A 21,960-nucleotide genomic window follows, 5' to 3' on the forward strand; every position below is an offset into this window, starting at 1 on the left:
GTGCCGCATACTGGCCCGGTGTTCACTCTCGCCCAGGCGCGACACCTGGTGGCCACGCTGCGGCCGCGAGTCGACGAGCTGATCCGGCTGCGGGCCGACCTGGCCGAGCTGCGGGTCGACCTGGCCGACCACGGCGTCAGCGCGCACGGCGGGCTCGCCGAGGTGAAGGCGCTGGAAGCGCGGCTGCACGTGGTGGTGGACGAGTTCCACCAGCACGACATCGCGGTCAAGGGGATCGCCCCGGTGCTGCTCGACTTCCCCGGTGAGCGTGACGGCCGGGCGGTGCTGTGGTGCTGGCTGGAGGGGGACACCGACATCCGGTGGTACCACCGGGTCGAGTGCGGGTTCGCCGGCCGCCGTCCGGTCTGAGCCGGCCCGTGGGTGACGCGCGCCGGGCGGTGCCGTCCGACGCCGAGGAGCTGGTGCGGCTGCGCGGGCTGATGCTCGCCGGCATGAGCGGCGTGCCGACGGCGCCGGGCCGCTGGCAGGACGTCGCCCGAGACAATCTGCGGACCTGGCTGGCCGAGCCGGATCCCCGGCTCGCCGCCTTCGTGGTCGACGCGCCGGACGGTCCCTCGCTGGCGGCCTGCGCGGGGGGCACTGTGGAGCGTCGGCTCGGCGGGCCGGACGACCCGAGCGGCCTAATCGGGTACGTCTTCAACGTCAGCACCGACCCGGCGTACCGGCGGCGCGCCCACAGTCGTGCCTGCCTGACCGCCCTGCTGGCGTGGTTCCGGGGCCGGGGCGTACGCCGGGTCGACCTGCGGGCCTCGGCGGCGGGCCGGCCGCTCTACTGTGCCCTGGGCTTCCGGGAGACCGCCGACCCGGCGATGCGGCTGACCTTCCCGCCGGAACAATCCTTCATCCCGCTCCGCGAGCCCGGCAACGATTTGTAGGCGTAAGTCGCTATGCGCGCCGGGCCGCAAATCGGTGATCTTCCATGCCCTGTGATCTTATTGATATCTATCTCTCACCACCACTTCACGCCCCCAGGAGTGCGACGTGCGGAGATCCCGTCTTGCCACCCTCGCCCTGACCCTGGCCGCCTCGGTCGGGGTCACTCTGTCTCTGGCCGCCCCCGCCCAGGCGGCCCCGTCCGACCGCTATGTCGCGCTCGGCGACTCGTACGCCTCCGGCGTCGGCGCCGACAGCTACACGTCCGAGAGCGGTAACTGCCTGCGCAGTACGAACGCTTATCCGGCGCTCTACAACACCAACATCAAGCCCGCGTCGTACCGTTCGGTCGCCTGCTCCGGCGCCACCACGGCGGACGTCATCAACAGCCAGCTCTCCGCGCTCTCCTCCACCACCACGCTGGTTAGCGTCACAGTGGGCGGCAACGACGTCGGCTTCGCCAACATCATGAGCACCTGCGTGCTCCAGGGGGAGACCCAGTGCGTGGCGGCCGTGCAGTCCGCCATGAACGTGGCCCGCACCTCGATGCCGGGCCGCCTCGCCAACGTCTACAACGGCATCAAGAGCCGCTCGCCCTCGGCCCGCGTCGTGGTGGTCGGCTACCCGGTCTTCTACCAGCTCGGCACCACCTGCGTCGGGCTCAGCGCGACGTCCCGGGCGAAGATCAACGAGGGCATCAACCTGCTCGACGACATCACCCGTACGGCCGCCGTCTCGGCCGGCTTCAAATTCGCCGACGTCCGCTCCATCTTCGTCGGCCACCAGCTGTGCAGCGGCGGGACCAAGTGGCTGCACGCCCTGAACGTGCTGAGCCTGAGCAAGTCGTACCACCCGACGGCCGCGGGGCAGTCCGGCGGCTACTACCCGGTCTTCCGGTCCGCCGCCGGCTGACCCGGTCCGCGGCAGCGGCACGCCTCCCCGCGGGGGCGTGCCGCTTCGCCGTGCCCGGCGGCGGGTGTGCCTCTTCAGGCCGGCAGGACCTTCTCGATCGCCGCGCGCAGCTCAGGATCCTCGGGCGTGACCTGCGGGCCGAACCGGGCGGCCACCGTGCCGTCCGGCGCGACGAGGAACTTCTCGAAGTTCCAGCGCACGTCGCCGGTGTGCCCCTCGGCGTCCGGCGTGGACACCAGCTCCGCGTAGAGCGGGTGCCGGTCCGGCCCGTTGACGTCGACCTTCTCCGTCAGCGGGAACGTCACGCCGTAGTTGACCTGGCAGAACTCCTCGATCTCGGCGGCGCTGCCCGGCTCCTGGCCGGCGAACTGGTTGCACGGCACCCCGAGCACGGTCAGCCCGCGTCCGGCGTACGTGTCGGCGAGTTCCTGAAGGCCCGCGTACTGCGGGGTGAGGCCGCAGCGGGAGGCCACGTTGACCACGAGCAGGGCGCGGCCGCGGTAGCTGCCGAGGCCGGCCGGGCCGCCGGTGAGGGCGTCGATCTGGACGTCGAAAACGGTCATGGCACGAGGCTACGGGCCCCCGCGTGGGCGGTGCCGTGCCGTCCGGGAAATCGATGCATCGACATCTTGACGAAGTGGCGACGGTGTGAGTAGCGTCTCAGCAATCAATTTGGAAAGTTTCCTAACTATTGGAGGGACGCCGTATGAAGAGATCGCTCCGCCGGGCCCTGTGGGCCACCGGCGCCGTGGTCGCGCTCGCGGTCGCCGCGGTGCCCATGACCACCGCGTCGGCCGCCGGCAGCGTCACCGCCACGTTCGCCAAGGTGCAGGACTGGGGGACCGGCCACGAGGGACGGGTGACAGTCACAAACGGCACCAGCTCCACGGTCAACGGCTGGCGCATCGAGTTCACGCTGCCCTCCGGCACCTCGATCAGCAGCTCCTGGGACGCCGACATCACCCGTAGCGGCGACCGCTACGTGGCGGTGAACAAGAGCTGGGCGGCCACGCTCGCCCCGGGCGCCAGCTTCAGCTGGGGCTACAACGGCACCGGCGCGTACAAGGCGCCGGTGAGCTGCACGGTCAACGGTGGCTCCTGCACCGGCGGCGGCACGCCGACGACCGCCGCACCGACCACGACCCCGCCGACCACGACGCCGCCCACCACCACGCCGCCGACGACCACCCCGCCGACGACGCAGCCGCCCACCACGCCGCCGCCCGGTGGCAAGAAGATCGTCGGCTACTTCGCCGAGTGGGGCGTCTACGCCCGCAACTACCACGTCAAGAACATCCACACCAGCGGCTCGGCCGCGAAGCTGACCCACATCCTGTACGCCTTCGGCAACACCACCGGCGGCCGGTGCAGCATCGGTGACAGCTACGCCGACTACGAGAAGGCGTACACCGCCGCGGACAGCGTCGACGGCGTCGCCGACACCTGGGACCAGCCGCTGCGCGGCAGCTTCAACCAGCTGCGCAAGCTGAAGAAGATGTACCCGAACCTGAAGGTGCTCTGGTCCTTCGGCGGCTGGACCTGGTCCGGCGGCTTCACCCAGGCCGCGCAGAACCCGGCCGCGTTCGCCGACTCCTGCTACTCGCTGGTCAAGGACCCGCGCTGGGCGGACGTCTTCGACGGCATCGACGTCGACTGGGAGTACCCGAACGCCTGCGGCCTCCAGTGCGACAGCAGCGGCCCGAACGCGTTCAAGAACGTGGTCTCGGCGCTGCGGAGCAAGTTCGGCTCCAGCTTCCTGGTCACCGCGGCGATCACCGCCGACGGCAGCAACGGCGGCAAGATCGACGCCACCGACTACGCCGGCGCCGCGACCAACCTCAACTGGCTGATGCCGATGACGTACGACTACTTCGGCGCCTTCAACGCCCAGGGACCGACCGCGCCGCACTCGCCGCTCTACTCGTACACCGGGATCCCGCAGCAGGGCTTCTGGTCGGACGCGGCGATCCAGAAGCTCAAGTCCAAGGGCGTGCCGTCCAGCAAGCTGCTGCTCGGCGTCGGCTTCTACGGACGCGGCTGGACCGGCGTGACCCAGGCCGCACCCGGCGGCAGCGCCACCGGCGCGGCACCGGGCACCTACGAGGCGGGCATCGAGGACTACAAGGTGCTCAAGAACAGCTGCCCGGCCACCGGCACCGTCGGCGGCACGGCGTACGCCAAGTGCGGCAGCAACTGGTGGAGCTACGACACCCCGTCGACCATCGGCGGGAAGATGAGCTATGCCAACAGCCAGGGCCTCGGTGGCGCGTTCTTCTGGGAGCTCTCCGGTGACACAGGCAACGGCGAGCTGATCGGCGCCATCAAGGGCGGTCTCGGCTGAGCCGAGGGCCGACGCACCACCCACCCGGCGGGGAGGGGCCACACCGGCCCCTCCCCGCCCGCGTGCCGTCCTGGCCGAGCGCACCGATCCGGGTCAGGATGGGGAGTCACCCGGCGGCGCGGGCCGGGTGTGGCACACTCGCCGCTCGACGAGTCCACGCGACGGGAGGACAGATGGGTCGCAGCCACCGGGGCCGGTTCGCCGGCCTCGCTCTCCTCGCGTTCCTGCCGGTGGCCCTGGCCGCCTGCGGCTCGAACGGTCAGGAGGGCGGCGACGCCCGGCCCAGCGAGAAGGCGCCCGCCGAGGAGGCGGCGGCCAAGAGCCGGGAACGCGTGCAGGCGTACCTGGACGCGCTGACCGCCCGCGACGCCGACGCCGGCCGCAGCCAGCTCTGCGCGCCCATGCACGCCGCCTTCGACTCCGCCGCCACCGGCCCGAACGGCGACTTCGCCGACCACTTCACGGTGCCGCAGGCGACCATCACCGACGTCCGCTCCGGCCCGAACGGCCAGGAGGTCAGCGCCTCGGTCACTGTCACCGCCGGATCGCGTACGGTCGCCCGGTCGCTGCTGTTCACCGTCACCCGGAACGGGGCGGACTGGTGCATCTCCGGCGAGGTGCCCGTCGACACTCCGGTCGAGCCGACCCCCGAACCGGCAGGGCCGGCATCGGGCGGCGGGACCACCGACCCGACGGGACCGCCGCCGGCCGCGCCGGCCTCGCCGGTGTCCTCCCAGTGACCGGAACCATCCCCCTCGGCGGCGAGTGATCGCTTCGGTCGCCGTACGCTTTCTCTCATGCGCCATGAGTGGCATCAGCTGAGTCACCCCGCCGTGGGCAGCCCTGGTCTGCAGACCAGCCGCCCGACCGCCGACTCCGCCGAGGACGCGGCCCTCGGCCTCGACCGTTGGCGGGAGCTGCCGCGCGCGCAGACCCCGCCGTGGGACGACCCGGCCCAGGTCGCCGAGGTCTGCCGGGTGCTGGACACGGTGCCGTCGGTGGTCGCGCCCTACGAGGTCGACCAGCTGCGGCAGCGGCTCGCGCTGGTCTGCGAGGGCAAGGCGTTCCTGCTCCAGGGCGGCGACTGCGCGGAGACCTTCGCCGACAACACCGAGAGCCACCTGCTCGCCAACGCCCGCACGCTGCTCCAGATGGCCATCGTGCTCACCTACGGCGCGTCGCTGCCGGTGGTCAAGGTCGCCCGGGTGGCCGGCCAGTACACCAAGCCCCGGTCCCTGCCGACCGACGCCCGGGGCCTGCCCGCCTACCGCGGCGACATGATCAACTCGCTGGAGGCCACGCCGGAGGCGCGGGTCGCCGACCCGCAGCGCATGATCCGGGCGTACGCGAACTCGGCCGCCGCGATGAACATGCTCCGGGCGTACCTGGCCGGCGGGCTGGCCGACCTGCACGCGGTGCACGACTGGAACAAGGACTTCGTGCGGCGGTCCCCGGCCGGCGAGCGCTACGACGCGATCGCCCGCGAGATCGACCGGGCGCTGGCCTTCATCCGGGCCTGCGGGATGACCGACGACGAGGCGCTGCGTACCGTCACGCTGCACTGCTCACACGAGGCGCTGGCGCTGGAGTACGACCGGGCGCTGACCCGGATCTCCAACGGCAAGGCGTACGGCCTGTCCGGGCACTTCCTCTGGATCGGGGAACGGACCCGGCAGATCGACGGCGCGCACATCGACTTCATCTCCCGCATCGCCAACCCGATCGGGGTCAAGCTCGGCCCGACGACCACCCCGGACGAGGCGATCGAGCTCTGCGAGAAGCTCAACCCGGACAACATCCCCGGCCGGCTCACGCTGATCAGCCGGATGGGCAACCACCGGGTCCGCGACGCGCTGCCGCCGATCGTCGCCAAGGTCACCGCCGCCGGCGCGAAGGTCGTCTGGCAGTGCGACCCGATGCACGGCAACACACACGAGTCCTCAAACGGCTACAAGACCCGGCACTTCGACCGGATCGTCGACGAGGTGCTCGGCTACTTCGAGGTGCACCGCGGTCTGGACACCCACCCGGGCGGCCTGCACGTCGAGCTGACCGGCGAGGACGTCACCGAGTGCCTCGGCGGCGCCCAGGGCATCGAGGACCTGGACCTGCCCGACCGGTACGAGACCGCCTGCGACCCCCGGCTGAACACCCAGCAGTCGCTGGAGTTGGCGTTCCTGGTGGCGGAGATGCTCCGTGGCTGAGGTCATCGACCTGCGGACGGACACGGTGACCCGGCCGACGCCGGGGATGCGGGAGGCGATGGCCGCCGCCGAGGTGGGCGACGACGTCTACGGCGAGGACCCGACCGTCACCGCGCTGGAGGCCGAGGTGGCCGCGCTCTTCGGCCACGAGGCGGCGCTGTTCGCCCCGAGCGGCTCGATGGCCAACCAGATCGCGCTCCAGTTGCACGTACCCCCCGGTGACGAGCTGCTCTGCGACGCCGACGCGCACGTGGTCACGTACGAGGTCGGCGCCGCCGCCGCGTACGGCGGGATCTCCTCGCGGACGTGGCCGGCGGTCGGCGCGGAGCTGGACCCCGACGTGGTCGCCGGGATGATCCGGCCGGACGGCTACTTCGCGGTGCCCACCCGCGCGATCGCCGTGGAGCAGACCCACAACCGGGGCGGCGGTGGGGTGATCCCGCTGCCGACGCTGCGCCGGATGCGGGAGGTCGCCGACGAGCACGGGGTGGCGCTGCACTGCGACGGCGCGCGGATCTGGCACGCGCACGTGGCCGACGGGGTGCCGCTGGCCGAGTACGGCGTGCTGTTCGACACGCTCTCGGTCTGCCTCTCCAAGGGCCTCGGCGCGCCGGTCGGCTCGCTGGTGGTGGGCAGCGCCGAGAAGATCGCCCGGGCGCGGTTCCTCCGCAAGCGGATGGGCGGCGGCATGCGGCAGGTCGGCATCCTCGCCGCCGCCGGCCGGTACGCGCTGGCGCACCACGTCGAGCGGCTCGCCGACGACCACGCCAAGGCGGCCCGGCTGGCCGAGGCGGTCGCCCCGCACGGGGTGCTCGCGGCGGTGGTGCGGACCAACATCGTGCCGCTCGACCTGACCAAGCACCCGCTGGACGCGCCCGCGCTGGCTGCCGCCGCGCGGGCGGAAGGGCTGCTTATCTCGGTGCTCGGCCCGCGTACCGCCCGGCTGGTCACCCACCTGGACGTCGCCGACGCGCAGATCGACCGCGCCGCCACCATCCTGCACACCGCCCTGCGCGCCTGACCCCGCGCGCCTGCCCCCGCCCCGCCCACGCCCGTTGATCAAGGAGTTTGTGTCTGATTCCGCGCCGGAGCCGGACACAAACTCCTTGATCAACGCAGTGGTGCGGGGGAGGGGGAGGGGCCCGTCAGGGGTGGAGGCGCTTGAGGGTGGCTATGTCGGCGGCGTGGCCGATGTGCTTCTCCGTGGGGGTCTCCACCAGCACCGGCACCCCGGCGGTCGCCGGGTGACGCATCAGCTCGGCGAACGCCGGCTCGCCGATGGTGCCCTTGCCGATGTTCTCGTGCCGGTCCCGGGTGGAACCGCACAGGTCCTTCGAGTCGTTCGCGTGCACCAGCCGCAACCGGTCCGCGCCCACCGTGGCGACCAGCGTGTCGAGCGTGGCGGTCATGCCACCCTCGGCGGCCAGGTCGTGCCCGGCCGCCCAGGCGTGACAGGTGTCGAAGCAGACGCCGAGCATCGGGTGGCGGTCGACCGCGTCCAGGTAGGGGCCGAGGTGCTCGACCCGGGACGCCAGTGACCGGCCGCCCCCGGCGCTCGGCTCGACCAGCAGCATCGGCCCGCCGGTGGCCGCTGCCTCGTCGAGCAGTGGGAGCAACGCCGCGCGGACCTGCCGCATGGCCGCCTCGGCGTGACCGGCGTCGACCGAGCTGCCGGCGTGGAAGACCACGCCCTCGGCGCCGATCGCCCGCCCTCGCCGCAACGCGTGGGCCAGCGTATCGGCCGACCGGGTGACGGTCGCCGGAGTGGGGGAGCCGAGGTTGACAAGCAGTGAGGCGTGGATGAAGACGGGCAGGCCGCGCTCGCCGCACCCGTCGCGGAACAACGCGTCCTGCGCCGGGTCGCCCGGCGGCAGCGCCCAGCCGCGCGAGTTCGAGACGTAGACCTGCACCACCTCGGACTCGGCCGCCTCGGCGTACGGCAGGGCCGCCCGGGCCAGGCCGCCGGAGGTGGGGGTGTGCGACCCCACCCGGCGGCGACCGTCGCAGCCGCTCACAGGCACGTCACCGTGACCGTCGTGCCCGGCGGCACCGGCGTGTTCTCGGCCGGGTTCTGGATCCGGACGACGCCGTTCGGGTTGAGCTGGACGTTGACCGGGAAGCCCTGGCTCTCCAGCGTCTGCTTGGCCTGCTGGCACGGCATGTCGATCACCCGGGGGACGGCCACCTGCGGCGGGCCCTTGCTGATCTCCAGCTTGACCTGGGCGCCCTTCTCCACGCCGGTGCCGTCGGCCGGGCTCTGGCCGAGGATCTCGTCCTTCGGCTTGTCGGAGTCCTTGACGGTCTCCACCGGCCTCAGCCCGAGCTGCGCGAGGATGGTCCGTGCCTCGGTGAGGCTCTTGCCGACCAGGTTGGGCACGGAGACCGGCGCACGACCCTTGCTCAGGATCAACGTCACCTTCGTGTCGGGCTTGACCACCGTGCCCACCTTCGGGTCGGTGGCCAGCACCACGCCCGCCGGCAGGGCGTCGTCGTACCGCGAGGAGCCCTTGACCACGACCAGGTTGACGCCCTCCAACTCGGCCTGGGCCAGCGAGTAGTCCTTGCCCACCACGTCCGGCACCGGCAGCCGCTCCGGACCGAGCGACAGGGTCAGCGTGATCGTGCCGCCCTTGACGATCCGCGCGGCCGATCCGGGAGCCTGCCCGAGCACCGTGTCCTTGGGGACCTTCTCGTCGTAGCGCGGGGCGGCGTACCGCAGCGTGAAGCCGCCGCGCTGGGCCTGCGCCTCCGCGTCGGCCTTGCTCAGGCTCACCAGCTGCGGCGCGACCGTGTAGCGGCCCACCCCGAACCACCAGCCGCCACCCGCGGCGACCAGGCCGAGCACCACGACCACCGCGGCGACTGCGAGCCGTCCGCGCGGCGAGCCCATGATCCGGGTACGCAGGGCGGCGAACCCGGTCCCCGCGGCGTCCTCCTCGGCGGCGCGGCGCCGGTGCGGGCGCTGCGCGGCGCCGCCCTCGGGCAGCCGGGCCCACGCCGGGCGCTCGACCGGCTGGAGCGCGGCCACCATCTGGGTCGGCTGACTCAGGACGGCTGTCTCGTCGCTGAGCTGCGGCAGCACAGTGGTGTGCGCGTGCGGGTCGCCCAGTTGCTCGCGGGCCGCCTGCACCTCGCTCAGCAGCGCCGCGGCGTCGGCCGGCCGGCCGGCCGGATCCCGCCGGGTGGCCCGGGCGACGAGCGCGTCGAGCACCGGCGGCAGTGCCGGCACCAGCGTCGACGGCGCCGGTACGTCCCGGTCGACGTGCTGCCACGCGACCTCCACCGGGCGGTCGCCGTCGTAGGGGACCCGGCCGGTGAGCATCTCGAACAGCACGATGCCGGCGGAGTAGACGTCGGTGCGCGGGTCCGCGTGGCCCTGGGTGACCAGCTCCGGCGCCACGTACGCCACGGTCGCCATGAGCTGGTTGCCGTTCTCGTCCTCGGCGCTGGCCTCGACGGCCCGGGCCAGCCCGAAGTCGGCCACCTTGACCACGCTGTCGACCAGGTTTCGGCTGCCCCCGGTGGGCACCTCGGCGACGAGCACGTTCTCCGGCTTGACGTCGCGGTGCACCAGGCCGGCCCGGTGCGCGGCGGCGAGCGCGGCGAGCATCTGCTCGGTGATCGCGAGCGCCTCGTCCGGGTTCAGCCGGCGGCGCTCGGCGAGCACGTCGCGCAGCGTGCGGCCCCGGACGTACTCCATCACCAGGTACGGCAGGCCGGCGTGGATGCCCTGGTCGTAGACCGCCACCACGTTCGGGTGGGTGAGCCGGGCGATCGTCTTCGCCTCGTCGGTGAAGCGTTCGACGAAGCCGGCCATCCGGGCCTGGGCCTGCGGCGCCTGGGTCGGGTGAATGATCTTGACCGCCACGGTGCGCTCCAGGCGCTCGTCGGTGGCGGTGTACACGGTCGCCATGCCGCCACGGGCGACGCGACCGCGAATGCGGTAGCGCCCCTCGATCAGCGAGCCCAGCAACGTGTCGGCGACCTGTGTGTCCATCGGCAGGCAGTCTATGTGTCGGAAGGATGAAGGTTGAACAGGATGCTACCGCCGGGTTGCGACACGGGGGGACCGCCGCGCTCCCGGCGGCGGTGCGGGGTGCCGTGCACCGGCCCCGGCGGGCACGTGGCAGGGTGGTCGGGTGACCGATTCCGTACCCGCCGAGACCGGCCCCGACCTGGCCGGACCGGCCGACCCGGCCGGCTGGCTGGCGCTGCCCGACGTGGCCGAGCGCCTGGACCTGTCGATCAGCAAGGTGCACCAGATGATCCGCGACCGGGAACTGATCGCGGTGCGCCGCGACGGCGTCCGCCGGATCCCGGCCGACCTGGTGGCCAACAGCACCGTGCTCAAGCACCTACCCGGCGTGCTCAACCTGCTCGCCGACGCCGGGTACGACGACGAGGAGGCGCTGCGCTGGCTCTACCGGGAGGACCCGACGCTTCCCGGCACCCCCGCCGTCGCCCTCGGCGGCGACCTGGCCCGCGAGGTCAAACGCCGCGCCCAGGCCGTCGCCTTCTAGCGCCCTTCCCCACCCGCGCCCACCCGCGCCCGCTCCCGTTGATCATGAAGTTGGCGGCGAAGTCGATCTCCGGAAGTGCCGCCAACTTCATGATCGACCGCTTCGGGGGCGGGCGTGGGGAGGGCGGGTGTGGGGGTGGGAGGGGTGGGAGAGCGGAGGGTCAGGCGGGGCGGCGGGTGGCGGCGATGGCCAGGTCGACCAGGGCCTGGCGGGCCTCGGTGTCCAGGTCGACAGCGGTCAGCGCGGCCAGGGCGCTCTCGGTGAGCGCGGTGATGTGCCGCTCGGCCCGCTCCAGCGCGCCGCTCGTGGTGATCAGCTCGCGCAGCCGGTCCACCCCGGCCGCGTCCAGGTCCGGTACGCCGAGCCCGGCCAGCAGCGTCTCCCGGCCGGCCGGGTCGAGCGTCTCCAGGGCCGCCGCCACCAGGTACGTCCGCTTGCCCTCACGCAGGTCGTCGCCGGCCGGCTTGCCGGTGCGCTCCGGGTCGCCGAAGACCCCCAGCACGTCGTCGCGGAGCTGGAACGCCTCACCCAGCGGCAGCCCGTACGCCGAGTAGGCGGCGTGCACCTCGGCCGGCGCGCCGGCCAGCGCGGCGCCGAGCAGCAGCGGGCGCTCGACCGTGTACTTGGCCGACTTGTACCGGGCCACCTTGGCGGCCCGGTCCAGCGAGGTGTCCCCGGTGGCCTGGGTCAGCACGTCCAGGTACTGCCCGACGGTCACCTCGGTGCGCATCTCGTCGAAGACCGGCCGGGCCCGGGCCACGGTGGCCGGCGGCAGGCCGGAGGAGTGCAGCAGCTCGTCGGACCAGACCAGGCAGAGGTCGCCCAGCAGGATCGCGGCGGCGTCGCCGAAGGAGTCCGCGTCGCCGCCCCAGCCGGCCGCGCGGTGCCGGGCGGCGAACCGCCTGTGCATCGCCGGCTCACCGCGCCGGGTGTCCGACCGGTCCATCAGGTCGTCGTGGATGAGCGCACTGGCCTGCACGAACTCCAGCGCGGCAAGGGTGGCGACCACCTGGTCGGAGTCGACCCCGCCGGCGCCCCGGTAACCCCAGTAGCCGAACGCCGGGCGCAGCCGCTTGCCGCCGCCCAGCACGAAGGCCTCGATCGCCTCGGCGACCGGCAGCAGGCCGTCGTCGACGGCGGTCAGCCGGCCGCGCTGGCCGGCGAGGAACTCGGTGAGCGCCTTGTCGATCCGCTGGCGCAGGCCGGCACGGTCGACGGGGGATACGGGAGCAGCGTCGGTCACGCCACGACGCTAGCGGTTCACACCCGATATCGCCGCGCCCGGCGTCCCGGCGTGCCTCGTGGCTCACCGGCCCGGACGGTCCCGCCGGTGGCGCGGCACGCCGGGCGGCAGGTACGGGCGGGCCGCCGTGAACAGTCGCGCGTACCCCCGGGTGGCCGGACCGGGCGCAGCGTGCGCCAAGCCGCGGCGGAACGCGGTGAGCTGGCCGACGGCCCGGGGAGAGCCGGACCGGACCGCGTCGAGCAGCGCCTCGCCGGCCACCGCGCACGCCTCGGGCACCGCACCCAGGCCCAGGTGCCCGCGGGCCAGCCAGGCGCCGTACACGGCGGCCCGGCGGGGACGGTCACGCGCGGCTGCCACCGGCGTCAGCAGCGGCACCGCGGCGGCCGGACGGCCCAGCGCGACGAGCGTGCGCCCGGTCATCGCCGCCAGCTCGGCCGCGTCGAGCCAGTAGAGCCAGGGCGGCTCCCGGCCGGGCTCCGGCGTACCGGCCCGGTCCGCCCCGGCCAGCGCCCGCCCGGCGGCGCGGGGACGCCCGGCGAGCGCGGCGGCGAGCGCGACCCGGTGCAGCAGCAGCGCCCGCAGGCCGGGCGAGGCGGTGGCGCGGCCGGCGGCGTACCCGATCCGGGCCAGGACCAGCGCGCCGGCCGGGTCGCCGGCGTCGGCCAGCAGGTGACTGGCCGACGCGAGCACGTGCCCGGCCAGCGAGGGCTGCCCGGCGGCCACCGCCGCCCGCAGCGCCAGCCGGTAGGCGACCAGGCCCCCGCCGGGGTCGCCCGCGTCGGCGGCCAGCCAGCCGGCGAGCTGCGCCGACTCGGCGAGCGCGGGCAGCAGCGCGCGCCGGCCGGCGGGCCCGGCGCGACGGTAGCCGCGGACCGCCCGCCGCAGCCGGCGGGCGCCGTGCCCGGCGAGATCCCCGCCGCCGAGCAGGTCGTCCCAGCGCCGCAGCGTGGCGAGCGTCACCCCGTCCGCCGGGTGCCACCCGTCCCCGGGGTGGCGGGCGTTGTCCGGCACTGACGTCCCCGGTCCGCCGTCCGCCCCGGGCCCGGCCGTGCCGTGGGCGAACGGCCCGGCCGGCGCGCCCACGTCGTGCGGCCCGGGCCGACCGGGCCGGGTGTGGACCGCCGGCGGAGCTGCCGCGGCGAACGGACCGGCCAGTGTGCGGCCGTCCGGGTCGGCGGCCCAGCGGTACGCGAGCGTGAGCAGGGCCAGCCGGGCGCGGGACCCGGCCGGGTCGACCGCCGCGGGCGTCACGCCCAGCCGGCGGCTGCGGGCGGCGGCCTCGGCGACCAGCTCGCCCGGCACCCCGAGGACCGTCGCCAGCCAGGCCGACCAGAAGTCGCCGGGAAGCCGGAGCTGGCGTTCCCAGCGGGACACCTCGTGCCGGGTCAGCGTGGGCACGCCCGAGGCGGCGCAGAGCTCGGCGGCCATCCGCTGCTGGCTCCAGCCACGGGCGGCCCGCAACTCGGCCAGCAGCGGCCCGAGCAGGCGCGGGCCGGGCGGCGGGGACGGGATCATCGGAACCTCCGGGAGCGACGGCGCGGATGGCGACGTGGACGCCCGGCCAGGTGGTGGCGCCGTGCGTCGCCGTCGTGGCGACCCCCGCGCGGGCCCCCGGGACGGCCGCCGGCCGCCCCTCCGCGCTGCCGTCGTTTCTACCCCCGGGGTACGACGTCGCACCGGCCAGGTGTTCGCGGGCTGGGAAGATCTCGGCACGGCGTGCCGTCCCGGTTACAGTCGGTCTGTGGCGCTCGGTCTTCCCTCGGTCCTTCCCAATCCCCAGCCGGCCATCGGGGAGCTGATCCGTGACGGCCGTCCCACCTTCTCCTTCGAGTTCTTCCCACCGAAGACCCCCGCCGGGGAGAAGCTGCTCTGGCAGGCCATCCGCGAGCTGGAGTCACTGCGTCCCTCGTTCGTGTCGATCACCTACGGCGCGGGCGGCTCGACCCGCGACACCACTGTGGCGGTGACCGAGCGGATCGCCACCGAGACGACGCTGCTGCCGATGGCGCACCTGACCGCGGTGAACCACTCGGTGGCCGAGCTGCGGCACGTGATCGGCCGGCTGGCCTCGGTCGGGGTGCGCAACGTGCTGGCCGTGCGGGGTGACCCGCCGGGCGACCCGGGCGGCGAGTGGATCGCCCATCCGGAGGGCGTCCGGTACGCCGAGGACCTGGTCCGGCTGGTCCGCGACAGCGGCGACTTCAGCGTCGGCGTGGCCGCGTTCCCGTACAAGCACCCGCGCTCGCCGGACGTGGACAGCGACACCGCGCACTTCGTCCGCAAGTGCCGGGCCGGCGCGGAGTTCGCGATCACCCAGATGTTCTTCGACGCCGACGACTACCTGCGGCTGCGTGACCGGGTGGCAGCGGCCGGCTGCGACACCCCGATCCTGGCCGGGGTGATGCCGGTGACCCAGATCGGCACCATCGAACGGTCGGTGCAGTTGTCCGGCGCGCCGTTCCCGGCGGCGCTGGCCGAGCGGTTCGAGCGGGTGGCCGACGACCCGGAGGCGGTACGCCGCCTCGGCGTCGAGCAGGCGAGCGAGATGTGCGAGAAGCTGCTCGACGAGGGTGTGCCGGGGATCCACTTCATCACGCTCAACCGGTCCACGGCCACCCGGGAGGTGTGGCAGCGGCTGCGCGCCGCCGCACGGGTGTGACCACCCGCCACACGACACCCGCGCCGTGCTTCTACGGTTGATCCGTGGTGGGCACACAGCTGAACTGGGACCAGTACGCGACCGCGTGGGCGCGGCTGCACGGCGGCTTCGATCCGCGTACCGCCGCGCCGGTGGTGCGCGCCTGGCTGCGCTTCGCCTACCACGTGGGCTACGTGCTGGGCCGGCTGCGCGTCGGCCCGACCCCGGTGACCGTGTTCGGGGTGCTGCTGTGCTTCTGCGTACCGCTGCTTGTGGGCCGGCCCGGCGACGGACCGTTCCTGGGTGCGTTGTTCGTGTTGCTGGCGGCGGTGGCCGACAGCGTCGACGGTGCGGTGGCGGTGGCCACCGGCCGCACCACCCGGCTGGGCTACGTGTACGACTCGGTCGCCGACCGGCTCGGCGAGGTGGCCTGGCTGATCGCGTTCTGGCTGCTCGGGGCGCCGGGCGCGCTGGTGGCGGCGGCCGGCGGCCTGTCCTGGCTGCACGAGTACGTGCGGGCGCGGGCGGTCTCGGCCGGGATGCGGGAGATCGGCGCGGTGACGGTGGGGGAGCGGCCGACCCGGGTCTGTGTGGCGCTGGTCGGGCTGCTGGTCGCCGGGCTCACCGGCCTGATCGACGTCGACCTGACCGCCGGGACCGTCACCATGGCCACCACGGTCTGGGTGCTGCTCGCCGGGTTCGGTCTCGGCCAGTTGCTCTCCGCCGTCCGCCGCGCCCTGGTCGACGCCGGCTGACGGGGGCCGGCCCGGCTCACCAGGCCGGGCCGACCGCCTCGGCGACGATCTCCGCCGACAGCGTCACCATGGGCAGGCCGCCGCCCGGGTGGCTGGAACCGCCGACCAGCCAGAGCCCGGCCGCCGGGCCCCGGTTGGCCGGGCGCAGCAGCCCGCCCGCGGTGCCGTAGATCGCCCCACCGGGTGCGCCGGTGGCCGCGTCCAGGTCGGCCGGGGTGCGGATCTCCCGGAACACCAGCCGGTCCCGCACGTCGGCGCCGCGCTCGGCCAGCACGTCGAGGATCCGGTCCGCGTACGCCTCGGCCAGGCCGGGCCGCCGCCAGTCCACGGCGCTCGCGGCGGTGCCGTGCCGGGGCGCGTTGACGAGCACGAACCACGCCTCGTGGCCCTCCGGGCGGACCGCCGGGTCGTCGGCGGCGGTGACGAACACGGTCGGGTCGTGCGCCGGGCGGGCCCGCACCCCGCGACCCGGGTTGCCGAACACGGCGTCGAACTCGGCGTCGTAGTCGTCGGGGAAGAAGACGGTGTGGTGGGCCAGCCCGGAGTCGCCGCGTACGCCCAGCAGCAGCACGAACCCGGCCAGGCTGCGGTCGGTGAGCGCGGCCAGCCGGCGCGGGTCGGGCAGCAGGTCCCGGTAGACGGTGAGCGCGTCCACGTTCGCCACCACCACGTCGGCCGGCACCGGCGCGGCCGTCCCGGCCACGCGTACCCCGTGCACCCGCCCGCCCGCGGCGTCGATCCTGGTGACAGTGGCGTCGGTGCGCACCACCACGCCCAGGTCCAGGCAGCGCGACAGCAGCGCGTCGGCGAGCGTGCCCAGCCCGCCGCGCAGGTACCAGCCGCCGTACGCCAGCTCGGCGTAGGGGACGGCGACGAGCGCGGCCGGGGCGCGGCGCGGGTCGGCGCCGGTGTACGTGGCGTACCGGTCCAGCAGCATCCGCAGCCGCGGGTCGGACAGGTGGCGGCGGCCCAGCCCGCGCAGGCTGCGGCCAGGGCCGATGGCGGCCAGGTCGCCCAGCCGCCAGGCTAGCGCGGCCAGGTCGCGGGGGGAGTCGACGGTACGGCGCAGGATGTCCCGGTGTGAGGCCGCCCACACCCGGCCGGCGCGTCGCCACAGGCCGCGCCAGTCGGCGGCGGACCGGTCGCCGAACGCGGCGCCGATCCGGGCGGCGAACTCGTCCGGGTCGGCGCAGGAGTCGAGCGCCTGCTCGCCGCCGGGGAAGACGTGCCGCACGATCGGGTCCAGCGGGACCAGGTCGAGGTATTCGTCGAGCTTCGCCCCGGTCGCCTCGAACAGGTCGTGGAAGACCTGCGGCAGGGTGAGCAGGCTCGGCCCGGTGTCGAAGTGCCACACCCCCTCCGGGGTGTGGTGGGCGTACCGGCCGAGCTTGCCCCCGACCGTGCCGGCCCGTTCGAGGACGGTGACCTCGTGCCCGGTGACCGCGAGCCGGGCGGCGGCGGCGAGCCCGCCCACACCGGCGCCGATGACCACGATGCGCGCCATGGCGTGCCCCTCCTAGGTGACCGGGCGACCCCGCCAGGTGAGCCGGCGTCGCTTCCGCAGATGGTACGACCGGACGGTCAGCCAACCGAGGACCACGACCGACACGGGGTGGCCCAGCGCGTCGGGCCACGCCCGTCCGCCGGTGGCGCGGGCGCTGACCACCCGCCCGGCGACCCCGGCCAGGTAGGCCAGGAACGCCACGGCGGCCACCGCCGGCGCGCCGGCGAGCAGCGCACCGAGGGCCAGCAGCGGCGGCGCGACGTAGAGCGCGAACAGCACCGCCAGCACGGCCGCCGCGGCGGCAGGGTGCCCGAACGTCGCCCACAGCGACTTGGTGTAGCCGTCGCGCAGTTGCGGCCAGGTGTCGTACATCCGGCAGGACGCCAGCCGGGACCCGTCGGCGAGCGCGATCCGCCCGCCGGCCCGTTTCACCGCCCGGGCCAGCTCGATGTCCTCCAGCACCTTGTCGGCCACCGCCGCGTGCCCGCCGGCCCGCAGGTAGCCGGCCCGGTCCACGACCAGGAACTGCCCGCCCGCCGCCGCGAGGGAGGGCCGCCGCGAGCGTTCCATCGCGCGCAGCGGCAGGAACGTCAGCCACAACCACTGCAGCAGCGGCTGCACCAGCCGGTCGGCCGCCGTCCGCACCACGATCCGGGGGTACGGCGACAGCAGCGCCGCGTCGGCCGCGCGCAACTCGGTCACGGCCGCCGCCACCGCGTACGGGGTGAGCACCACGTCCGCGTCGACGAAGGTCAGCGCTGTCGGCTCCGGGGCGGTACGGGTGGCGAGCTGCCAGCAGGCGTGCGGCTTGCCCAGCCAGCCGGGCGGCGGGGCGACGCCGGTGAGCAGCGTGAGGCGGGGATCGTCGCCGGCCACCGCGCGGACCACGTCGGCGGTGCCGTCGGTCGAGCCGTCGTCGAGCACCACGATCCGCAGGTCCGGCACCCCGCGCTGGGCCAGCAGCGCGCGCAGGCACGGGGTGACCCGGTCGGCCTCGTCGCGCAGCGGCAGCAGCACCGCCACCGGCTCGGTCACCTCGGCCGGGCCGGTGGCCGGTCGGCGCAGCCAGGCGAGCGCGTTGACGAGCGTGTGCCCGGTGAGCGCGGCGACCGCCACGGCCAGCGCGAGGGCGGCGATCATGCCGGGGCGTCGACGCGCGGCGCCGGCTGCGGCTCGGTGGCCCGGTCCCGGCGGGCCCGCCACAGCGTCACCGCCAGCGGCACCGCCGCCACCGCCATCCCGGCCGCGCCCCACAGCGCCGACGCCGGCAGCCGCAGGAACACCGCGTGCGCCAGCACGCTGGAGGCGTACGTCCAGAGGTAGAGCGCGAACATCGGGGCGTCCCGGCCGTCGACCCGGTCCACCGACGGCCCGGCGAGCGGGCGCAGCGCGACGGCGAGCAGCACCGCGAAGCCCAGCCAGCCCAGGTAGTTGCTGACCGGGATGCCGGGCAGCCCGGGCAGCGCCGGGGTGGCGTCGCGCCAGGTCCAGTAGCCCTCGGCCACCATCTGCGGGTCGAGGAACAGGTCCCAGGCGGCGAGCCCGACCGCCGACAGCGCGATCCGGGCAGCCCGCGAGCGGACCAGCCGGACCGCGGTGAGCCAGGCGGGCCAGGCCATCCAGGTCCAGGCGAGCGGGATGATCAGCGGCACCCCGGCCAGCTTCGGGCCCAGCTCGCCGGAGTAGTCGTAGGTGCCGAACGGGAACCCGGTGGCCACGCCGATCGCCTCCACCGCGAACCCGCCGCCGGTGACGACAGCGACCAGCGCGACGGCGGTACGGGCGCCCCGGGTGAGCAGCGCGTGGCCGACCGAGAGCAGCCAGCCGAGCACCACTGTGGCCACAGTGAGCCCGGCCCGGGTCGCGCCGCCGGTGAGCGGGTAGCAGATCTGGGCGAGCACCAGCACGGCCAGCAGCGCCCAGGGCAGCCGGGCCCTCATGACGCTTCCGGTTCGAGACTGCGGGGCTCGCGAACCCGGCTCACTCCTCGCGCTCACTGTGCCGACCTTTCGTTCGCGACTGCGGGGCTCGCGAACCCGGCTCACTCCTCGCGCTCACGGGGCGTCCGGCGGGGGCAGCGGCAGGTCCCGGCCGAGCACGCCGAACGGCCGCTCGTCGCCGGGGAAGTGGAAGTGGCGCAGCACGTCGACGAAGCCGAACCGGCGGTACAGCCGCCAGGCCCGGGACTTCTCCTCGTCGGCCTCCGGGGTGGACAGCAGGGTGGTGTCGCCCTCGGCCACGGCGAGCAGGGCGCGCAACTGGCGGGCGCCCAGGCCGTGGCCCTGCGCGGGCGGGCGGACGTGCAGCTCGACCACCTCGAACGGGTGGGTCAGCCAGCGCTGCCGGGCCTGCGTGTTCAGGGCCCGGTACACCTGGTCGTGCCACCACTGCCCGGTGGCGCCCCGGTAGCCGTACCCGAAACCGGCCAGGTGTCCCTCGTTGGTCAGGCTGGCGACGGCGCGGAAGCCGGGGCGGCGTACGTGGGTGGCGATGTAGCCGCGGCGGGCCTCCAGCAGGTCGGGCCGGTAGCCCATCGCCTCGCCGTAGACGGCCACCACGTCGTCCAGCCGCCGGACGAGGTCGTCCGGGGTCCACCGCACCAGTCTCATGCGCGCCCTCTCGCCGTCTCCGGGTCGCCCTCGGCGGCCCAGCCGAGCACCGTACGGTCGCCGACCACGTCGCCCACCGCGAACCGCGCGAACAGTTCCTCCGCGTACCAGCCCTCGGTGGGGGTGCGGGTGATCGCGGCGCGGTGCTCCGGGGAACGGTACGCGAACGCGACGAGGTCCGCCGGGTCGCGCCACACGCTCACCGTGCCCTGCCAGCCCAGCGGCGCCTCGCCGACGCCGAAGCGGGCGAGCAGGCCGGGGGCGCTGTGCAGCGCGCCGGCGACCGGCGGGATCGCGCGCCAGAACGTGGCCGCCCGGTGCGCCCGCAGCCGGGCCCGGGTCAGCGCCAGCACCGGCCCGGTGACCCGCCCGCCGGACGGCGCGCCGAACGGCTCCCGGCCGGACCACCGGCCGCGGCTGGTCAGCGGGCGCAGGTCGACCCGTACCGCGGCGCGGGCGATCCGGGCCCAGGAACGGGCGACCGGGGAGGCGTCGAAGCCGGCCGCGTCGGCGGGGGAGTCCCAGACCACGAGCGCGGCCCACCGGGTCAGATCGGCGTCGCCGGGGCCGAAGCCGGTGCCGGTCCCGGTGCCGAGCAGCTTGGCGAAGCGGACGCCGGGCAGCCGGCGCAGCCGGGCCGGGTGGGTGGCCATCCGGGTCAGCACACCGGGTACGGCCCGCCGGGGCACACGCCACACGTGCAGCGTGACGAGTCCGGGGTTCACGCCACCTCGGCCGGGGTGCCGGTGGTGATCCGCAGCAGTTCCGCGTACGTGGTGGGGAACACCGCCCGGGGTACGCCGCCGGCCGCCCACACCTCGTCGTACCCGGCCAGCGCGGTGTCCACGACGGTGCGCAGCGGCGCGGGGTGGCCGACCGGGGCGACGCCGCCGATCACCTGCCCGGTGTGCCGCCTGACGAACTCCGGGGTGGCCCGGCGCAGGTGGGTCACGCCCAGCGTGGCGGCCAGTCCGGCGGTGTCCACCCGGTGCGCGCCGGAGGTGAGCACCAGCAGCGGCGCGTCGTCCGCGTCGAAGATCAGCGAGTTGGCGATGGCGCCGACGGCGACACCGAGCGCCTCGGCCGCCGCGGCGGCGGTGTGCACCGCGTCGGGCAGCAGCCGGACGAGGCTGGCCTCGCCCGATCCGTTCCGCGCGCCCGCCTCGTCGAGCGCGCGCTGCACCGCCTGCACGTTCGGGTGTGGCTGCATCCCCCCATTCTTCCCCCACCCGCGCGCGGGCCCGCCGGGGGCCGTCGCCCTCCCGTGCGTCCCGGCGCGTCACACGTTGCGTTTTCGTCGGTGGGGAGGTGTACTGTCAGGGTAGTTAGAACGAGTGTTCGATTCCGGCTCGAAGTCAGGTTCGCCTCGAAGCCGGGTTCGGCTCAGACGGCAAGCGGCTCAGCTCCCCGGCTGGCCCGGCCTGTCCGAGCCGGTCGCGCACCCGTCGAACGCTCCGGAAGCGGTGTTTCGCGGCACCGGCTTCCGGGAGGTGCGGCACCGCGGGCCGCACCGGGTCTCGGACAGTCGCGAGTCCGGGCCCGTCAGGCAGGTCGTCGCCCGCCGCCCACGACCCCCGGGCGGCGGGCGACGGACCCGCCGGCACGCCGGCCGGGTGTGGGTGTGGGGAAGCGTCCACATCCGGCCGGCCGCCACAAGGTGCGTCTTCCTCCGCACCGACCGCTCCGGGCGACCGGGCGACGTTCCCGTCGCACGAGCGCCCGCCCCGGCCACACGCGGAGGAGAGACCCATGCCGACCAGTCCGGCCCAGGCGCCCACGGTGCCCGCGCACGTGCTGCCGCACCGCACCCCCGCCCAGTTGCTCGCGGTGGCCCGCGACGGGCTGGCCGAGGCCACCCGCACCCGTCCCGACGGCCTCCGGTACGCCGCCGCCCACCTCGCGGCGCTGCGTGCCGCCGCCGCCGTGCTCGCCGCCCGCGCTCGCCCCGCGCCCACCCGCCGGAACCGGATCACCAGCGTCTGGGTGCTGCTCGCCACCGTCGCCCCCGAGCTGGACGAGTGGGCCGCCTACTTCGCCGCCGGCGCGAGCAAGCGGGCCGCCGCCGAGGCCGGCATCCCCCGCGTGGTGACCGCCCGGGAGGCCGACGACCTGCTGCGCGCCGCCGAGGAGTTCGTGACGGTGGTGGAGACCGCGCTCGGCGTGGCCCACCAGCCGGCGCTCGACGGCCTGCCCCGCCCGCTGCGCCGCGGCGCCTCCGACACCCCGCCCCGGCCCGGAGCCGCCGCCGCCTGATCCGTGGCGCCCGGCCACCACCGGCGGGACTCCGGGTGGCCGGGCGCCGCGCCACGGCACACGCGTGCCGCGCACGACACGATC

The 21,960-nt window shown here is 74.9% G+C and carries 22 protein-coding genes; 11 read left to right on the plus strand and 11 right to left on the minus strand.

What is annotated here, in order from left to right; genetic code table 11:
* Positions 1-18 precede the first annotated feature (18 nt).
* The 3 genes from AB0C17_RS05070 (at position 19) to AB0C17_RS05080 (ending at position 1,806) form a co-directional block, all read left to right on the plus strand.
* On the plus strand, positions 19-369 hold the full coding sequence (locus AB0C17_RS05070; RefSeq protein WP_357476698.1) for a DUF2203 domain-containing protein: 351 nt from the start codon (positions 19-21) through the stop codon (positions 367-369).
* Positions 370-377: 8 nt separating this feature from the next.
* The gene (locus AB0C17_RS05075) at positions 378-896 is read left to right on the plus strand and encodes a GNAT family N-acetyltransferase (RefSeq protein WP_357476701.1); all 519 of its coding nucleotides are present in this window, start codon (positions 378-380) and stop codon (positions 894-896) included.
* 106 nt (positions 897-1,002) lie between these two features.
* Positions 1,003-1,806 (plus strand): SGNH/GDSL hydrolase family protein, encoded by an 804-nt coding sequence (locus AB0C17_RS05080; protein ID WP_262013278.1) that lies wholly within the window; start codon positions 1,003-1,005, stop codon positions 1,804-1,806.
* Positions 1,807-1,880: 74 nt separating this feature from the next.
* Here the strand turns inward: AB0C17_RS05080 and AB0C17_RS05085 are convergent, their stop codons facing one another.
* Positions 1,881-2,369 (minus strand): glutathione peroxidase, encoded by a 489-nt coding sequence (locus tag AB0C17_RS05085; protein ID WP_357476704.1) that lies wholly within the window; start codon positions 2,367-2,369, stop codon positions 1,881-1,883.
* A 143-nt stretch (positions 2,370-2,512) separates the two neighbouring features.
* On the opposite strand from AB0C17_RS05085, the gene AB0C17_RS05090 reads away from it, so the two are divergent.
* The 4 genes from AB0C17_RS05090 (at position 2,513) to AB0C17_RS05105 (ending at position 7,372) form a co-directional block, all read left to right on the plus strand.
* On the plus strand, positions 2,513-4,147 hold the full coding sequence (locus tag AB0C17_RS05090; RefSeq protein ID WP_357476706.1) for a glycosyl hydrolase family 18 protein: 1,635 nt from the start codon (positions 2,513-2,515) through the stop codon (positions 4,145-4,147).
* Positions 4,148-4,320: 173 nt separating this feature from the next.
* Positions 4,321-4,887, plus strand: a complete 567-nt coding sequence (locus tag AB0C17_RS05095) for a hypothetical protein (RefSeq protein WP_357469598.1) — start codon at positions 4,321-4,323, stop codon at positions 4,885-4,887.
* Between the two features lie 57 nt (positions 4,888-4,944).
* The gene (locus AB0C17_RS05100; protein WP_013475760.1) at positions 4,945-6,351 is read left to right on the plus strand and encodes a class II 3-deoxy-7-phosphoheptulonate synthase; all 1,407 of its coding nucleotides are present in this window, start codon (positions 4,945-4,947) and stop codon (positions 6,349-6,351) included.
* Positions 6,344-7,372: a GntG family PLP-dependent aldolase gene (locus AB0C17_RS05105; protein WP_357469595.1), complete on the plus strand. Its 1,029-nt coding sequence runs from the start codon at positions 6,344-6,346 to the stop codon at positions 7,370-7,372. The genes AB0C17_RS05100 and AB0C17_RS05105 overlap by 8 nt, the downstream gene beginning before the upstream one ends.
* A gap of 124 nt (positions 7,373-7,496) precedes the next feature.
* On the opposite strand, the gene AB0C17_RS05110 is transcribed toward AB0C17_RS05105, so the two are convergent.
* Positions 7,497-8,366 carry a deoxyribonuclease IV gene (locus tag AB0C17_RS05110; protein ID WP_357469592.1) on the minus strand — a complete coding sequence of 290 codons (870 nt, stop codon included), beginning with the start codon at positions 8,364-8,366 and terminating at the stop codon, positions 7,497-7,499.
* On the minus strand, positions 8,363-10,348 hold the full coding sequence (gene pknB, locus AB0C17_RS05115) for a Stk1 family PASTA domain-containing Ser/Thr kinase (protein WP_357469588.1): 1,986 nt from the start codon (positions 10,346-10,348) through the stop codon (positions 8,363-8,365). Before pknB ends, AB0C17_RS05110 begins: the two co-directional genes overlap by 4 nt.
* Positions 10,349-10,490: 142 nt before the next feature.
* On the opposite strand from pknB, the gene AB0C17_RS05120 reads away from it, so the two are divergent.
* The gene (locus AB0C17_RS05120) at positions 10,491-10,871 is read left to right on the plus strand and encodes an Rv2175c family DNA-binding protein (protein ID WP_357469585.1); all 381 of its coding nucleotides are present in this window, start codon (positions 10,491-10,493) and stop codon (positions 10,869-10,871) included.
* Between the two features lie 160 nt (positions 10,872-11,031).
* On the opposite strand, the gene AB0C17_RS05125 is transcribed toward AB0C17_RS05120, so the two are convergent.
* Positions 11,032-12,114 carry a polyprenyl synthetase family protein gene (locus AB0C17_RS05125; protein WP_357380723.1) on the minus strand — a complete coding sequence of 361 codons (1,083 nt, stop codon included), beginning with the start codon at positions 12,112-12,114 and terminating at the stop codon, positions 11,032-11,034.
* 63 nt (positions 12,115-12,177) lie between these two features.
* The gene (locus tag AB0C17_RS05130; protein WP_357476709.1) at positions 12,178-13,632 is read right to left on the minus strand and encodes a helix-turn-helix domain-containing protein; all 1,455 of its coding nucleotides are present in this window, start codon (positions 13,630-13,632) and stop codon (positions 12,178-12,180) included.
* Positions 13,633-13,858: 226 nt separating this feature from the next.
* Here AB0C17_RS05130 and metF point away from each other — a divergent pair, with 226 nt between their 5' ends.
* Together metF and AB0C17_RS05140 are read left to right on the plus strand one after the other, a co-directional pair.
* Positions 13,859-14,776, plus strand: a complete 918-nt coding sequence (gene metF / locus AB0C17_RS05135; RefSeq protein WP_357380727.1) for a methylenetetrahydrofolate reductase [NAD(P)H] — start codon at positions 13,859-13,861, stop codon at positions 14,774-14,776.
* A gap of 44 nt (positions 14,777-14,820) precedes the next feature.
* A complete protein-coding gene (locus tag AB0C17_RS05140) occupies positions 14,821-15,510 on the plus strand; it encodes a CDP-alcohol phosphatidyltransferase family protein (RefSeq protein WP_357476712.1) in 690 nt (229 codons plus the stop codon).
* 16 nt (positions 15,511-15,526) lie between these two features.
* Here AB0C17_RS05140 and crtI read toward each other — a convergent pair whose 3' ends face one another.
* From crtI to AB0C17_RS05170, 6 genes are all read right to left on the minus strand, one after another.
* Positions 15,527-17,014 (minus strand): phytoene desaturase family protein, encoded by a 1,488-nt coding sequence (crtI, locus tag AB0C17_RS05145; protein WP_357476715.1) that lies wholly within the window; start codon positions 17,012-17,014, stop codon positions 15,527-15,529.
* A gap of 12 nt (positions 17,015-17,026) precedes the next feature.
* Positions 17,027-18,154 carry a glycosyltransferase family A protein gene (locus AB0C17_RS05150; protein WP_357476717.1) on the minus strand — a complete coding sequence of 376 codons (1,128 nt, stop codon included), beginning with the start codon at positions 18,152-18,154 and terminating at the stop codon, positions 17,027-17,029.
* On the minus strand, positions 18,151-18,954 hold the full coding sequence (locus AB0C17_RS05155) for a carotenoid biosynthesis protein (protein ID WP_357380735.1): 804 nt from the start codon (positions 18,952-18,954) through the stop codon (positions 18,151-18,153). Before AB0C17_RS05155 ends, AB0C17_RS05150 begins: the two co-directional genes overlap by 4 nt.
* Positions 18,955-19,068: 114 nt before the next feature.
* A complete protein-coding gene (locus AB0C17_RS05160) occupies positions 19,069-19,623 on the minus strand; it encodes a GNAT family N-acetyltransferase (protein WP_357476720.1) in 555 nt (184 codons plus the stop codon).
* Entirely contained in the window at positions 19,620-20,348 is a 729-nt protein-coding gene (locus AB0C17_RS05165) for a monooxygenase (RefSeq protein ID WP_357380739.1), read from the minus strand. Before AB0C17_RS05165 ends, AB0C17_RS05160 begins: the two co-directional genes overlap by 4 nt.
* Positions 20,345-20,833, minus strand: a complete 489-nt coding sequence (locus AB0C17_RS05170) for a YbaK/EbsC family protein (protein WP_357380741.1) — start codon at positions 20,831-20,833, stop codon at positions 20,345-20,347. The genes AB0C17_RS05165 and AB0C17_RS05170 overlap by 4 nt, the downstream gene beginning before the upstream one ends.
* Positions 20,834-21,372: 539 nt before the next feature.
* Between AB0C17_RS05170 and AB0C17_RS05175 the strand changes: the two genes are divergently transcribed.
* Positions 21,373-21,876: an SAV_6107 family HEPN domain-containing protein gene (locus AB0C17_RS05175; protein WP_357380743.1), complete on the plus strand. Its 504-nt coding sequence runs from the start codon at positions 21,373-21,375 to the stop codon at positions 21,874-21,876.
* The last annotated feature ends 84 nt before the right edge of the window (positions 21,877-21,960 follow it).

Origin of the sequence: Micromonospora sp. NPDC048887 (assembly GCF_040649715.1) — a bacterium.
In the GTDB taxonomy this organism is placed as follows: Bacteria; Actinomycetota; Actinomycetes; order Mycobacteriales; family Micromonosporaceae; genus Micromonospora.

Bases quoted from the DNA above. Each gene is read 5' to 3' on its own strand.
- AB0C17_RS05085 (WP_357476704.1), bottom strand. From the start codon at position 2,369: ATGACCGTTTTCGACGTCCAGATCGACGCCCTCACCGGCGGCCCGGCC.
- AB0C17_RS05090 (WP_357476706.1), top strand. From the start codon at position 2,513: ATGAAGAGATCGCTCCGCCGGGCCCTGTGGGCCACCGGCGCCGTGGTC.
- AB0C17_RS05095 (WP_357469598.1), top strand. From the start codon at position 4,321: ATGGGTCGCAGCCACCGGGGCCGGTTCGCCGGCCTCGCTCTCCTCGCG.
- AB0C17_RS05100 (WP_013475760.1), top strand. From the start codon at position 4,945: ATGCGCCATGAGTGGCATCAGCTGAGTCACCCCGCCGTGGGCAGCCCT.
- pknB (WP_357469588.1), bottom strand. From the start codon at position 10,348: ATGGACACACAGGTCGCCGACACGTTGCTGGGCTCGCTGATCGAGGGG.
- AB0C17_RS05130 (WP_357476709.1), bottom strand. From the start codon at position 13,632: ATGATCCCGTCCCCGCCGCCCGGCCCGCGCCTGCTCGGGCCGCTGCTG.
- crtI (WP_357476715.1), bottom strand. From the start codon at position 17,014: ATGGCGCGCATCGTGGTCATCGGCGCCGGTGTGGGCGGGCTCGCCGCC.
- AB0C17_RS05150 (WP_357476717.1), bottom strand. From the start codon at position 18,154: ATGATCGCCGCCCTCGCGCTGGCCGTGGCGGTCGCCGCGCTCACCGGG.
- AB0C17_RS05155 (WP_357380735.1), bottom strand. From the start codon at position 18,954: ATGAGGGCCCGGCTGCCCTGGGCGCTGCTGGCCGTGCTGGTGCTCGCC.
- AB0C17_RS05160 (WP_357476720.1), bottom strand. From the start codon at position 19,623: ATGAGACTGGTGCGGTGGACCCCGGACGACCTCGTCCGGCGGCTGGAC.
- AB0C17_RS05170 (WP_357380741.1), bottom strand. From the start codon at position 20,833: ATGCAGCCACACCCGAACGTGCAGGCGGTGCAGCGCGCGCTCGACGAG.
- AB0C17_RS05175 (WP_357380743.1), top strand. From the start codon at position 21,373: ATGCCGACCAGTCCGGCCCAGGCGCCCACGGTGCCCGCGCACGTGCTG.